General features: G+C 74.9%; 13 protein-coding genes and 1 pseudogene. 10 read left to right on the top strand and 4 right to left on the bottom strand.

The genetic code is table 11. The annotated features are described in order from the left end of the window. Positions 1-165 precede the first annotated feature (165 nt). Positions 166-1,311 carry a type ISP restriction/modification enzyme gene (locus tag ABZY13_RS02055; protein WP_356626915.1) on the top strand — a complete coding sequence of 382 codons (1,146 nt, stop codon included), beginning with the start codon at positions 166-168 and terminating at the stop codon, positions 1,309-1,311. Positions 1,312-1,335: 24 nt separating this feature from the next. Then, positions 1,336-2,532, top strand: a complete 1,197-nt coding sequence (locus ABZY13_RS02050; protein ID WP_356626914.1) for a CaiB/BaiF CoA-transferase family protein — start codon at positions 1,336-1,338, stop codon at positions 2,530-2,532. A gap of 42 nt (positions 2,533-2,574) precedes the next feature. Here ABZY13_RS02050 and ABZY13_RS02045 read toward each other — a convergent pair whose 3' ends face one another. Then, positions 2,575-2,844 carry a hypothetical protein gene (locus tag ABZY13_RS02045; protein WP_356626913.1) on the bottom strand — a complete coding sequence of 90 codons (270 nt, stop codon included), beginning with the start codon at positions 2,842-2,844 and terminating at the stop codon, positions 2,575-2,577. A gap of 126 nt (positions 2,845-2,970) precedes the next feature. Then, positions 2,971-3,421 (bottom strand): annotated as a pseudogene (locus ABZY13_RS02040) (anti-sigma factor); the annotation flags it as partial. Between the two features lie 213 nt (positions 3,422-3,634). On the opposite strand from ABZY13_RS02040, the gene ABZY13_RS02035 reads away from it, so the two are divergent. After that, positions 3,635-5,257 carry a serine/threonine-protein kinase gene (locus ABZY13_RS02035; RefSeq protein WP_356626912.1) on the top strand — a complete coding sequence of 541 codons (1,623 nt, stop codon included), beginning with the start codon at positions 3,635-3,637 and terminating at the stop codon, positions 5,255-5,257. Between the two features lie 28 nt (positions 5,258-5,285). Here ABZY13_RS02035 and ABZY13_RS02030 read toward each other — a convergent pair whose 3' ends face one another. After that, positions 5,286-6,089, bottom strand: a complete 804-nt coding sequence (locus ABZY13_RS02030; protein WP_356626911.1) for an SGNH/GDSL hydrolase family protein — start codon at positions 6,087-6,089, stop codon at positions 5,286-5,288. A gap of 328 nt (positions 6,090-6,417) precedes the next feature. Here ABZY13_RS02030 and ABZY13_RS02025 point away from each other — a divergent pair, with 328 nt between their 5' ends. From ABZY13_RS02025 to ABZY13_RS02015, 3 genes are all read left to right on the top strand, one after another. After that, positions 6,418-7,623, top strand: coding sequence for a S8 family peptidase (locus tag ABZY13_RS02025; protein WP_356626910.1), 1,206 nt, complete (start codon positions 6,418-6,420; stop codon positions 7,621-7,623). A gap of 182 nt (positions 7,624-7,805) precedes the next feature. Continuing rightward, positions 7,806-8,900: a DUF5925 domain-containing protein gene (locus tag ABZY13_RS02020; protein ID WP_356626909.1), complete on the top strand. Its 1,095-nt coding sequence runs from the start codon at positions 7,806-7,808 to the stop codon at positions 8,898-8,900. A gap of 104 nt (positions 8,901-9,004) precedes the next feature. Next, a complete protein-coding gene (locus tag ABZY13_RS02015; protein WP_356626908.1) occupies positions 9,005-9,778 on the top strand; it encodes a DUF72 domain-containing protein in 774 nt (257 codons plus the stop codon). 245 nt (positions 9,779-10,023) lie between these two features. Here ABZY13_RS02015 and ABZY13_RS02010 read toward each other — a convergent pair whose 3' ends face one another. Then, complete coding sequence (locus ABZY13_RS02010) at positions 10,024-10,398, bottom strand: GntR family transcriptional regulator (RefSeq protein WP_356626907.1); 375 nt, start codon at positions 10,396-10,398, stop codon at positions 10,024-10,026. Between the two features lie 70 nt (positions 10,399-10,468). Here ABZY13_RS02010 and ABZY13_RS02005 point away from each other — a divergent pair, with 70 nt between their 5' ends. From ABZY13_RS02005 to ABZY13_RS01990, 4 genes are all read left to right on the top strand, one after another. After that, on the top strand, positions 10,469-11,410 hold the full coding sequence (locus tag ABZY13_RS02005) for a GNAT family N-acetyltransferase (RefSeq protein ID WP_356626906.1): 942 nt from the start codon (positions 10,469-10,471) through the stop codon (positions 11,408-11,410). Further along, positions 11,379-11,879, top strand: coding sequence for a DUF402 domain-containing protein (locus tag ABZY13_RS02000; RefSeq protein ID WP_356626905.1), 501 nt, complete (start codon positions 11,379-11,381; stop codon positions 11,877-11,879). The genes ABZY13_RS02005 and ABZY13_RS02000 overlap by 32 nt, the downstream gene beginning before the upstream one ends. 268 nt (positions 11,880-12,147) lie before the next feature. Then, entirely contained in the window at positions 12,148-12,282 is a 135-nt protein-coding gene (locus tag ABZY13_RS01995; protein WP_356626903.1) for a hypothetical protein, read from the top strand. A 167-nt stretch (positions 12,283-12,449) separates the two neighbouring features. Continuing rightward, the gene (locus ABZY13_RS01990; protein ID WP_356626901.1) at positions 12,450-13,472 is read left to right on the top strand and encodes a lytic polysaccharide monooxygenase; all 1,023 of its coding nucleotides are present in this window, start codon (positions 12,450-12,452) and stop codon (positions 13,470-13,472) included. Positions 13,473-13,510: the final 38 nt, after the last annotated feature.

The following is a 13,510-nucleotide window of genomic DNA, read 5'->3' as shown; positions in this document are numbered from 1 at the left end:
CGGCGGCCGGCGGAACCGGCGGATCGCGGAACCGGCGGATCGCGGAACCGGCGGATCGCGGAACCGGCGGATCGCGGAACCGGCGGATCGCGGGACCGGCGGATCGCGGGGCGCACCGCCCGCGCCGCCCGCCGCCCCGCCCGCCGGCAGGCCGCCCGTCGTACGATGCCGGGCGTGACGCACGACGATGCTCCGCTGCTCGCGGACCTCATGCCGTGGTCCGTCGCACCGCCGCGGCTCGGCCGGGGGTGGCCGGCGGCGCCCGACCCGGGCTCGCTGAAGGCGCGGTGGGAGGCGCTGATCAAGGCCGAGGGGCCGGACCGGGAGGCGCTGTTCGAACCGTCGCGGGCGCGCACCCTGCACACGGCGGTCGGCCGGCTGCCGGGCGGGGGCGGCGGCACGGAGAAGCTGGCGCGGGCCTCGGGCCCCTGCGCGGAGCCGGTCCGGGTGCTGTACGCGCCCTTCGACGAGCAGTGGCTGATTCCCGACCACCGTCTGATCGACGCGGCCCGCCCCGAGCTGTGGCGGGCGGCCGACGAGCACCAGATCTTCGCCGTCGAGGCGCCCGGCCCCGGCGGTCCCCGTCTGCTGGCCACCTCCCGCGTCCCGCTGCTGCGCCCCGGCCGCGTCCGCCCGCTCTACCGTCGCCCCGGCGCCGCCGAGCCCAACCTCGCCCCCGGCCTCCTGGACCACCTCGCCGCCCGCCTCGGTCACGCCCCCGACCCGGTGGACGTGCTCGCCTGGACCCTCGCCGTCGTGCGCCCGGACCTCTCCGTGCCCCTCACCGACGACCCGGACCTCTGGGCGGAGGGCGTGCGCACGGGCCGCCGGATGCTGTGGCTGATGCGCCGCGACGGCGAGCGCCCCAAGCTGCCCGGCGGGCGCCGCCCCTACGTCCGCGCCCCGCTCCCGCCCCGCCCGCTCGCCCTGCGCTACGACCGCGAGGAGGAGGCCCTGTACGTCGACGAGGGCCGCATATCCCCGGTGCCGCCCGAGGCGTGGGACTTCGAAGCGGGCGGGGCGAGGGTGCTGGAGCAGTGGTTCGCGGCGCGCACCGCCGAGGCCGGGCCCGGCACGCTGCGGGCCGTCCGCCCGGCGACCTGGCCGCAGTCGTGGACGTCGGAACTGCTGGAGCTGATCACGGTCCTGGCCCTGCTGTCCGAAGTACGGCCGCCGGAGCCCGGGTCGGCGGTCACCGCGGCGGACCTGCGTGCGGCGGGCGTCCTGCCGGCGCCGCCCTCCGCGCGCCGGCCGGCGTCGGTGCTGGACCACCGCGAGGAGGGCCCGGAGGGCCAGTTCGCGCTGCTGTGAGCGGCGCTGCCATCATCCGGTGCCATGGAACGCCAGCCGCCGCCCCTCGCGGGCATCACCGTCGTCGCCGTCGAACAGGCCGTCGCCGCCCCCTTCGCGACCCGTCAGCTCGCCGACCTCGGCGCCCGGGTGGTCAAGGTGGAGCGGGTGGACGGCGGCGATTTCGCCCGCGGCTACGACACCGCCGCGCGGGGACTGGCCTCGCACTTCGTGTGGTGCAACCGCGGCAAGGAATCGGTCGCGCTGGACCTGAAGGACCCGCGTGGCCTGGAGGCCGTGCGGCGGCTGGTCGCCGGTGCGGACGTGTTCGTGCAGAACCTCGCCCGGGGCGCCGCCGCCCGGCTCGGCCTGGACGCCGCCACGCTGTGCGCCGCGCACCCCCGCCTGATCGCCGTGGACATCTCGGGCTACGGGTCGTCGGGTCCGTACGCGGACAAGCGGGCGTACGACATGCTCGTGCAGTGCGAGGCGGGGCTGGTGTCGGTGACCGGCACGCCGGACCGGCCGGTCAAGGCGGGTATCCCGGCGGCTGACATCGCGGCGGCCATGTACGCCTTCTCGGGCGTGCTGGCGGCGCTGGTGCGGCGCGGCGTCACGGGCCGGGGCGGTCCGGTGGAGGTGTCGATGCTGGAGGCGCTCGCGGAGTGGATGGGGCATCCGCTGCACCACGCCCTGCACGGAGGCACGCCCCCGGCGCGCACCGGCCTCGCGCACGCCGTCATCGCCCCGTACGACGCCTATCCGACGGCGGACGGGGGACGGGTGCTGCTGTCGGTGCAGAACGACCGCGAGTGGCGACGGCTCGCCGAACGGGTGCTGGAAGAACCGGGGTTGGGGGCGGATCCGGCGTTCGCGACCAACGCGGCGCGGGTGGCGAACCGGGAGCGCACGGACGCACGGGTCGCGCGGGCGCTGAGCGCGCTGGACACCGACGAGGCGCTGGCCCGGCTGGAGGGCGCGGGCATCGCGTGCGCCCGGCTGCGGGACGTGCGGGAGCTGGCCGGGCATCCGCAGCTGGCGGCCCGGGGGCGGTGGCGGGAGGTGGGTTCGCCGGCCGGGCCGCTGAAGACGCTGCTGCCGCCCATCACGCTGCCGGGTGGGGACGAGGCGGGGATGGGGGACGTACCCGCGCTCGGGCAGCACACCGATGCGGTGCTGCGTGCCGTGGGGATGACGGACGAGGAGATCGCAGCGTTGCGCCGGGACGGTGTGGCCGCCTGAGCACGGTTCCCGAAGCGGCCCTCGGGGAGGGCCGGACGCCGGTCAGTGGCCGCCGAAGAGGGTACGGCGCAGCCGGCGCAGCGGAGCGAAGAGCGACACACGGCTCACTCGCGCACCCCTGGCGCTGGGAGTGTGCGCGGGCTCTCGCGCGGTCAGTTCACGCATCAGCGAGGTCGCCTCGGCCGCCTCCCGCTGCGGGACCGCCGGCCCCGCGAGCACCGAGAGATGGCGGTCGAGGCGCGAACTGGTCGCGCTGCTCCCGCAGGTGATGGCAGGGACCCTCGCCCTGCTGCGCACTGTTATCTGTTCCATGTCACTCCCCACCCGTACGAGTCCACCCGGCCCGGGCAGGGTAACCCTATCGCCCCGCCGGGGCACTCGTGTATCGGCCTCACAGGAAACACGTTCCCCGTAAGGGTGTTGACGACGCCTCTTCGGCTACTCTCCGAATCCGGCAGAATCCAGGGCGAGTTGGACATGGGGTCCGCTGGTGGGCCGCTCGGACCCGCCGGGCTCGACGGTCACGGCGAGTGACGTGGCGGCGGGGCCGAGGCCGGCGGCGACCAGGGGCGTGTCGCCGTCGAGGAGCCCGCGGGAGCGCGGTCGCTCCCGCGGACGCCGAGCGGGAGCCGGTGGACGCGCCCGCCGGGCGGTTCGCCGTGTCCGCGCAGGGTCACGGGACGCGTCCGGGGCGTACGGGTGCGCGGGAGCGGCCGTGTCCCCCGGAGGGGCGACGGGCAGCGCGAGCGTGCGCCTGCGGGCCGTCGGCGCGGTTTCTGCGGGGTGGCGCGCGCGGCGGCCATGACCCGTTCGCGCAGGGCGGGCCGCGCCGGGGCGGCCGTGGACCGGGCCGGCCGCAGGGCGTCCTCGGACAGGGCGCGACCTCGGCGACGCGGCGGCGGCAGCGGGCCGGACGCCTCTCCGAGCGGTGGCGTCCGCCCCAGCGCGCCGGCCCCCGCCGGTCGGCGGCCCCGGCGGCGGGGCCGGTCCGTCGCGCGGCCCGGTGGCGCGGCGTGCGTCGTGGTGGCCGTCGGCGCCGGACCGGTGTTCAGGGGGGCGGCATCCGCCTTCGGCTGAGCTACGTTGGGGAGGAAGGACGCGAATGGGGGCGCCCGTGTCCGTGCAACCGGGCAGTGAACGTGTGATCGCCGGCCGCTACCGTCTCCTCGCCCCGCTCGGCGAGGGCGGCATGGGGACCGTGTGGCGCGCCCGCGACGAGGTGCTGCACCGCGAGGTGGCCGTCAAGGAGGTGCGGGCCCCGGCCGGGCTGCCCGCCGCCGACGTGGAGCGGATGTACGCACGGCTGGAGCGCGAGGCCTGGGCGGCGGCGCGGATCACCAGCCGCAACGTGGTGACGGTGTACGACGTGGCCGCGGAGGAGGGCCGGCCGTGGATCGTGATGGAGCTGGTCCGCGGGATCTCCCTGGCCGAGCTGCTGGAGGCCGAGGGGCCGCTGACGCCCCGGCGGGCCGCGCACATCGGCGCCGAGGTGCTCGCCGCGCTGCGCGCCGCGCACGGGGCCGGGGTGCTGCACCGGGACGTCAAGCCGGCCAACGTGCTGCTGTCCAACGACGGCCGGGTGGTGCTCACCGACTTCGGCATCGCCATGGTCGAGGGCAGCTCGGCGCTGACCATGACCGGCGAACTGATCGGCTCCCCCGAGTTCCTCGCGCCGGAGCGGGCGCTGGGCCGCAGGCCGGGGCCGGAGTCGGACCTGTGGTCGCTCGGGGTGCTGCTGTACGCGGCGGTGGAGGGCGGCACGCCGTTCCGGCAGGACACCCCGCTGAGCACGCTGCGGGCGATCGTGGACGAGGAGCTGCCGCCGCCGCGCCGGGCGGGGCCGCTGGCCACCGTGATCGCGGGGCTGCTGCGCAAGGACCCGGCCGAGCGCATCCCGGCGGAGCGGGCCGAGGAGGACCTGCGGCTGGTCGGCGCGGGCGGCACCCCGCGCGCGGACGCCCCGCCGACGACGCCGTACGCCCCGGCCGCTGCGACCCCGGCCGCGGAACCGCCGTCGACGGCGCCCACGCGACCTGTTCCGGCCCCCGCCCCGGCGACCGGGAGCACGGCCGTTCCACCACCGCGCGACCGCCGCGCCGTCCCCGTGCTGGTCGCGGGCGTCGCCGCCGTGGCGCTGGCGCTGGCCGGGCTGACGTACACGCTGCTGAACGACGGGGACGGCGACGGGACCGCGGGCGGCGGCACCGCCACGCCGTCGGCGCGGGTAAGCGCCCCGGCGAGCGCGACCGGGCGGGAGAGCGCCCCCGACGAGACGTCGGCCCCGAGCCCGCGCCCGAGTCGCAGCGCGCCGAGCGCCACCGCGCCGCCCCAGTCGGTGACGGTGACCGTCTCCGGGGAGCGCACCGCCTACTCCGGCCCCTGTCCGCCGCCGGGCGCCGAGGCGCCGGCGTTCACGGCCACGTTCACCGTGGGCCGGCTGCCGGCGGAGGTCGACTACCGCTGGGTGACGCGCGACGGCGAGGTGGCCGGCGGTGGCTGGAAGACGCTGTCCTTCTCGAAGGACGGCCCGCGTACGCGCCAGGACCGGGTGACCGTGACGGCGTACGCGGGCGGTGGGACGTACGAGAACGAGATCGGCGTGCAGGTGCGGTCCCCCGTGGAGACGAGGTCGCGGACCGTGCCGTTCTCGGTGAGCTGCGCGACGGCGGCCGGGACCCCGACGGGCGGGACCTCGGCGTCGCCGTCGCCTTCCGTCAGCGACTGAACGGGTTCGTACGACTGGTGACGGGCGCTCAGGCCGCGTTGCGGAACACCGGCAGGTAGCCGCCGGACTGCCCGTTCGCGGTGGGGTGGTACGAGTCGCCGATGTTGAGCCAGTTGACGCTGTGCAGCCAGGAGCTGCCGGAGCAGATCTCGTGGCCGGTGAAGGTGGTGCGGACGTCGCCGAAGGTGAAGCCGTGGGCGGCGGCACGCCTGGCGATGGCGCTGTTCAGGTGGTCGGAGGCCTGGTTGATGGCCGCGCGCTTGGTCTCCGACAGGCCCAGGCAGCTGGTGCCGAGCTTGTAGAAGGTGGGGTAGCCGAGCACGACGACGCGGGCGGACGGCGCCCGGTTGCGGATCGCCGTGTACACGGAGTCGAGCTTGCCGGGCAGGGTCGTGTCGACGTACGCGCGGGCGGTGTTGATGCGGGAGATGCAGGCGCTGTCGGACTGCAGGACGCAGGTGGTCATGACGTCGGCGAAACCGGCGTCGTTGCCTCCGACGCTGAGGGAGACCAGACCGGTGCCGGCGCCGAGCGACGACAGCTGTCCGGCGAGAACTTCATCCGTACGAGCGCCCGAGCAGGCGGCGAAGGTGAACGACGAGGGTGAGTTGGCGGCGGCCCACAGGTAGGGGTACGCCTTCGTGCTGCGCTTGCAGTCACCGCTGGAGCTGATGTAGCTGCCGGCGCCGACTCCCGAGGAGTAGGAGTCGCCCAGCGCCACATAGCCGGTGGCGGCGGTCTCGGCCGCCTGCGCGGTCGCCGCGCCGCCGAGAGCGGCGCCTGCGGCCAGCAGCAACGAGCTGACGTATACGGCAATGCGGGAACGTCTCATGGAACCTCCCTATAGCAGCAACTCCATCGGAACGTTGGTATCAACTACGCGTGTTGAATGGAAGTGTCCATGCCAAAAGTTTCCGGCCATACCTCCTTAGGTAGCCGGGCATTCGCCTGCACGTTCGCCTTGCGTTCGATTTCGTGTTCATGACAGATTTGTTGACAGGCGTTCAACTCCCTTGTCCCCACGGCGGAGATCGCCCACGCTGTACCGCAGCCCGGGGCGGCACGCGACGCCCCCGGCCGTGGGCTCGAATACGCGCTCACCCCCCACAGACGCGCGCCCTCACCCGGGCACGCGCCGCCAACAGGAGGACTCCCTCGTAATGGCACAACTGCGTAGCAACAAGCTCCGGTTCGCCACCCTGACCGGTGTGGCCACCGCCGCCCTGCTGGGCGGGCTCACCGCCCTGCCCGCCCAGGCCGCCCCGGCCCAGGGCACCGTCCTCGCGGCCGGCTCCCCCACCGCCGTCAAGGACAGCTACATCGTCACGCTGAAGAAGGACGCCGGCTTCAAGGCGTCCTCCAGCGAGGGCAAGAGCCTCATCAAGGAGTACGGCGGCGCGGTGAAGAAGACGTTCGGCGCGGCGCTGAACGGCTACACCGCCACCCTCTCCGCGGCCGAGGCGAAGAGACTCGCCGCCGACCCGGCCGTCGCCTCCGTCGAGCAGAACCAGCGCGTCCAGGCCGTCGCCACCCAGTCCAACGCCCCCTGGGGCCTGGACCGCATCGACCAGACCTCGCTGCCGCTGTCCGGCACCTACACCTACCCGGACACCGCGGGCAGCGGCGTGACCGTGTTCGTCATCGACACGGGCGTGCGCATCAGCCACTCGCAGCTCACCGGCCGCGCCGTCAACGGCTACGACGCCGTCGACGGGGACAGCGTCGCGCAGGACGGCAACGGTCACGGCACCCATGTGGCCACCACCGTCGCGGGCTCCACCTACGGCGTCGCCAAGAAGGCGAAGATCGTGGCGGTCCGCGTGCTGAACAACAGCGGCTCGGGCACCACCGCCGGCGTGATCGCGGGCATCGACTGGGTCACGGCCAACCACTCCGGGCCCTCGGTCGCCAACATGTCGCTCGGCGGCGGCGTGTCCACCACCCTGGACGCGGCCGTGCGCCGCTCGATAGCGAGCGGCGTCACCTACGCCGTCGCCGCGGGCAACAGCAACACCAGCGCCTCCTCGTCCTCCCCGGCCCGCGTCGCCGAGGCGATCACGGTCGGCGCCACCACCAGCACCGACGCCCGGGCGAGCTACTCCAACTACGGCTCCGCCCTGGACATCTTCGCGCCCGGCTCCTCCATCACGGCCGGCTGGCACACCGGCGACACCGCCACGAACACCATCTCCGGCACGTCGATGGCGACGCCGCACGTCGCCGGCGCCGCCGCCGTCTACCTGGCCGGCCACACCTCGGCCACCCCGGCCCAGGTCGCCTCGGCCCTGATCGCCGGCGCCACCACCGGCAAGGTGACCAGCCCCGGCACCGGTTCCCCGAACCGCCTGCTGAAGCTCGTCCCGTAGGACTCGCGCCGCAGACGCCGATGTGACGGAGGGTTCCCCGGAGGCCACGGCCGCCTCCGGGGAACCTTTCCGGCTCTCGGAACCTCCCGCGTCCGGGCAGCCGCTCGCCGATCTCCGTACCGACCCGCGGCGCACCTCGGAAACGGGGTGCACGCGGCGGCCGGGTGCCCGATCATGGCGGCATGTCCCCGAACCCACACGACGCACTGCCGATCCGGCTCAACGTCGACGACAGCGACTCGCCGTCCGATGTCGTCGACGCGCTGTTCCTCGGCCGTTTCGCGACGGGCGAGCAGCCGTACTCGCACGCGGCGAACATCGACCGCGTACGGTCCGGGGCGACGCTCCTGCCGCCGGACGCCCGGGTGCTGCGCGTCGCGCGCGACGACGACCGCAGCGCGACCCTCGCCGAGGGCGACGGCTGGACGCTGCTGGTGTCCCGCTGGAACCGCGGCGCGGACGTCACCGTGACCGCGACCAGCGCCGAACTCGCCAAGAGCGTCCTCAACCGGGCCACCGACGGCGCGGCCGACGAACCCGAACCGCAGCCGGAGAACGTCACCATGGGGTTCTGGTACGTCTCCCCGCGGCGCGGCCCGCACCGCACCACCCGGCAGATCTCCGCCGGCACCTGGGACGAGGTGCGGCCCAACTACACCGCGCCGGTGGCCGACGCGATGGACCGGCTGATGAAGACGACGCCGGAGGACATCGCGGGCAGGCTGCTGCTCCTGCACGGTCCGCCCGGCACCGGCAAGACCTCCGCGCTGCGCACGCTGGCCCGGTCCTGGCGGGACTGGTGCCAGGTGGACTGCGTGCTCGACCCGGAGCGCCTCTTCTCCGACGTCGGCTATCTGATGGACATCGCGATCGGCGAGGACGACTCCACGGGCAAGGGCCGCTGGCGGCTGCTGCTCCTGGAGGACTGCGACGAGCTGATCCGCGGCGAGGCCAAGCACACGGCCGGCCAGGCGCTGTCCCGGCTGCTCAACCTGACCGACGGCCTGCTCGGCCAGGGTCGCAACGTCCTGGTCGGCGTCACCACCAACGAGGACCTCGAACGCCTGCACCCGGCCGTGGTGCGGCCCGGCCGCTGCCTGGCCCGCATCGAGGTCGGCCCGCTGACCCGGCGGGAGGCCGTCGACTGGCTCGGCACCGAGGAGGGCGTCGGGCGGGACGGGGCGACCCTGGCGGAGCTGTTCGCGCTGCGCCGCGGCACGTCCCCGACGTCGCTGCCGGAGCCGCGGGGCGGGGCGGAGGCGGGGCTGTACCTGTAGGGCCGGGGCCGCCGCGATGACCGGGTCATCCGCCGGGGCCGGGTCGCCGCTGAAGGCCGGTCCGCCGGCAGGGCCCGGCGCGTCCAGGGTGCTTTCATGGACGTATGACCCTGTTCGTCGGCACCTCGGGCTGGCAGTACAAGGACTGGCGGGGCGTCCTCTACCCGGACGACCGGCCCACGCGGCTGTGGCTGGAGGAGTACGCGGGGCGGTTCGCGACGGTGGAGATCAACAACGCCTTCTACCGGCTGCCGTCGCGGGAGACCTTCGAGGCGTGGCGGGAGCGGGTGCCGCCGGACTTCGTGGTCGCGGTCAAGGCCAGCCGCTACCTCACGCACATCAAGCGGCTGCGGGAGCCCGAGGAGCCGGTGGAGCGGCTGATGAGCCACGCCGCCGGGCTCGCCGACCGCCTCGGCCCCGTCCTGCTCCAGCTGCCGCCCACGCTGCGCGCCGACCCCGCGCTGCTGGACGCGTGCCTCGCCTGCTTCCCGGCCGGAGCGCGGGTCGCGGTGGAGCCTCGCCACGCGTCGTGGTGGACGCCGGAGACCGAGGAGGTGCTGCGCTCCCGGGGCGCGGCGCTGTGCTGGGCAGACGTGCTGGCCCGTCCGGCGACTCCGCTGTGGCGCACGGCCGACTGGGGCTACGTCCGCTTCCACCAGGGCCGCGCCCGGCCGTGGCCGCACTACGGCGAGCGCTCGCTGCGCACCTGGGTCCGGCGGGTCGCCGAGGCGTTCCCCCGGGGGCAGGACGTCTACGCGTACTTCAACAACGACCCGGGCGGCGCGGCGGTGGGCGACGCGTCGACGTTCGCGTCCTTGGCGAGGAGGGCGGGCCTGACGGTGACCCGGACCCCGCGGGAACTGGTGGGGCAGCGGTAGCAGCCGCCCTCGTCGGCGACCGGTGCCCCTCGCCGTGGGCGGCGCGCGGCCCCTTCCGTACGGCGGCCGGCGCCTCGTCCCGCGTCGGCGCCCCCGCCCACTCCGCGCAGCCGACGCGCACCACTCGCCGTAAGGCGCACACCACTCGTCGTAAAACGCACGGCGTCCCGTGCGACGGCCGGCGCCGTGTCCCGTGACCACCCGGGCCGGCGCACCCCCGCTCGCCCGTGCCCCGCCGACACGCGCTACTCGCCGTAGGCGGCACGCAGTGCGTCCCGCACCGCGACCAGCGCCGCGTCCCGCGACAATCCGAGCCGGTGCGCCCGCTCCGCGTAGGCCTGCGCCGCCGTCGCCGCCTCCCGCTCGGCCGCCGAGCCCGCGGCGGCGACGAAGGTGCCGTTGCGTCCACGCGTCTCGATCACGCCGTCCGTCTCCAGCGCCCGGTACGCCTTGGCGACGGTGTTCACCGCGAGCCCCAGCGACTCGGCGAGCCCGCGCACCGTCGGCAGCCGGTGGCCGACCGGCAGCTCGCCCGACCGCGCCTGCGCGGAGATCTGCGCGCGCACCTGTTCGTACGGCGCCGCCGCGGCGCCCTCATCGATGTGGATCTTCAAGGTCACCGGCCGATTGTCCCGTACCCGACGGAAAATGAGAGGCGTCCGGCCCCTCCCCGGCGTAGCGTGCGCCCTCATGAGCATGATCGTCCGCGACATCCGTCCCGAGGCGCCGGCCGAGGCGGCGGCCTTCAGCGCGATCCGCCGGCTGGCCCTGCCCTTCATGCTGTCGACCCCGGACTCCGTGCTGCACCAGCTCGCGCACGCCCATCCGGACGCCCGGTTCCGGCAGCTCGTCGCCGAGGAGGACGGGGAGATCGTCGGCACCGCCCAGGTCGGCCTGGCCCACGACAGCCCGCTGCCCGGCCAGGGGTACCTCAATGTGTACGTCCACCCGGGGAGGCCGGGGCGCGGCGCCGGTTCGCTGCTGGTGCGCGCCGCCGAGGAGCACCTCGCCGGCGCCGGGGCGACCAGGCTGTTCGCGTGGGTGCCGGACGAGCCGGGCAACCGGGCGTTCGCCGAGCGGCACGGCTACCGTCCCGGGCGCTCGGCGCACTTCCTGCGGCTGGACCTGGCGCACGGGGCCCTGCCTCCGCTCCAGGATCCGCCGCCGGGCGTGGAGCTGCGCACGGCCGCCGACTACGCGGACGACCCGCGGCCCCTGTTCGAGCTGGACGCGGAGGCCACGGCGGACGAACCGAGCGACGTCGGCGCGGAGTTCACGGACTACGAGGCGTGGCTCGCGGAGACCTGGCGCCATCCGCTGCTCGACCTGGAACTCACCTCGGTCGCCGTCGCCGACGGCCGCCCCGTCGCCTTCAGCGTCGCCCACACCGACGGCCACGGCCGCTACGGCAGCGCCATGACCGGCACGGCCCGCGCCTTCCGCGGCCGGGGCCTGGCCAAGCTGGCCAAGAACGACTCGCTGCACCGGGCGCGCGCCGCCGGCTGCACGGAGGCGTTCACGGGGAACGACACGGGCAACGGGCCGATGCTCGCGATCAACGACTGGTTCGGTTACACCATCTGTGCGACGGAGGTGCGGTATGCCCGTGAACTCGGCCGAATCGGCCCGTGAGGTGGAGGTCGTCCTGCTCAAGGCGGGCCGGACGAAGATCCGTTACCCTGCCGAGCTGCTCCAGGACGACGGCAACCGCGTGGTCGTCCGCGCGCCCTTCGCGGGCACGGGCGTGCGCGACTTCGGCTTCGTGCGCTTCGAGCCGGGCGACGTCTTCACGGAGTACTACTGGCGGGACCGCTGGTACGCGGTCATGGAGGTCCGCGATCCCGGGGGCCGCCTGAAGGGCTGGTACTGCGACATCGCCCGCCCCGCGGTCCTCGCGGGCACGGAGCTGGTCGTGGAGGACCTCGACCTGGACCTGTGGCGCTCGCCCGACGGCACGGACGTGCGCCGCCTGGACGAGGACGAGTTCGCGGCGAGCGGCCTCACGGAGACGGACCCGGAGGCGGCCGAGGCCGCGGTGCGCGCCCTGGACGAACTGGAAGCCCTGGCCCGCGGCGGGGACTTCACGGCACTCCTCGCCTGAGCCAGTCCCCTCACCCGCACCACGCCCGCGTACCGCTCGTCGCCCACCGCCCTCCCCCAGCCGCACGTCACCGGCCGGCGACACGGCGTCACGCCCGGCGGGCCGGCCCACGTCGTCACCGCACGTCATGCCCCACGGAGTGACACCCGACACTGACATCCGAATCGTGACAACCGCCACTGACACCTCGGCAGTGATGAGGAAGTCTCGGCGAAAGGGTCTACCTCCGTGAGAACACGGAACACGGTAGGCACTGAAGGAGGCAGCCATGCGCCGAGTCACAGTGCCCAAGCCCCAGCGGAAGACGGACGCCCGCCGACTCCGCGAGGAGGCCGACGAGCGTCCCGCCGAGCGCCGAGAGATCCGCGAGGACATCGCGCGGACCTGGTGGCCCGACGGCTGAGAACCCGCCCCGGCGGCGGCTTTCTGAGCGCAGGCTCAGCCCTCCCTTAACGGCGCCATAAGGATCTCCCTCACCCGCCTCCAGCAGGCGGTTCCACGGTTTCTCCGGGCTAGTTTCGGATCGCCCCCACGGGATCCGACCGAAGAACCGTCACGAGGAGTTCCCTCATGCCCGCACGCCGCAAGGCCGCCGCCGTCGCCGCCCTCGGCATCGCCCCGCTCGCCCTCACCGCCCTGTCCGCCGCCCCCGCGTCGGCGCACGGCTCCATGGGCGACCCGGTCAGCCGCGTGTCGCAGTGCTTCGCCGAGGGCCCCGAGAGCCCCGACTCCGCGGCGTGCCGGGCGGCGGTGGCGGCGGGCGGCACCCAGGCTCTCTACGACTGGAACGGCGTCCGCATCGGCGACGCGGCCGGCCGGCACCGGGAGCTCATCCCGGACGGCAGGCTGTGCAGCGCGGACGACGAGGCGTTCAAGGGCCTCGACCTGCCCCGCGCCGACTGGCCCGCGACGTCCGTGAGCAGCGGCCCGTACACCTTCAAGTACCGGGTGACGGCCCCGCACCGCGGCACCTTCAAGGTCTACGTCACCAAGCCCGGCTACGACCCGTCGCAGCCCCTCGCCTGGGACGACCTGGATCTGGCCGCCCCGGTGGCGACGGTCACCGACCCTGCCGCGTCGGGCGGCTTCTACACGTTCTCCGGCACGCTTCCCGAGCGTACGGGGCAGCACCTGCTGTACGCGGTCTGGCAGCGTTCGGACAGCCCCGAGGCGTTCTACTCCTGCTCGGACGTCACGTTCGGCGGATCGAACACGGAAGCCGGCGGCGCCGACACCGACGAGGGCGGGACCGGGAGCGGCACCGGCACCGGCACGGAGTCGGAGACGGAGAGCCCTTCCACCCCCGCCCAGGACGCCCCCGCCCCCGCCGCCTCCGCCCCCACCGACCAGCAGATCCGGGCCGGCGCCGGCAAGTCGACCGTGGAGAACCACGGCCACGGCGACGACGACCACCGCACCACCGCGGCCCCGGACGCCAACCGGCCCATGGCGGCCGGTTCCCCGACGCGTCTGGCCGAGACCGGCGGCGACGCCGGCACCGGGTACCTGGCGGTGGGCGGCGCCGCGGCGCTGGCGCTCGGCGCGGCGGCGCTGTTCGCGTCGGTGCGGCGGCGCGGGCGGCACGGCCGCTGACCCAGGACTCCGGGGCCCGGCGGGCGGCTCAGGCCGGC

The sequence above is a fragment of the Streptomyces sp. NPDC006610 genome, assembly GCF_040611575.1.
In the GTDB taxonomy this organism is placed as follows: Bacteria; Actinomycetota; Actinomycetes; order Streptomycetales; family Streptomycetaceae; genus Streptomyces.
The sequence above is the reverse complement of the archived record's forward strand: the minus strand, read 5'-3'. Positions and strand labels throughout refer to the sequence as shown.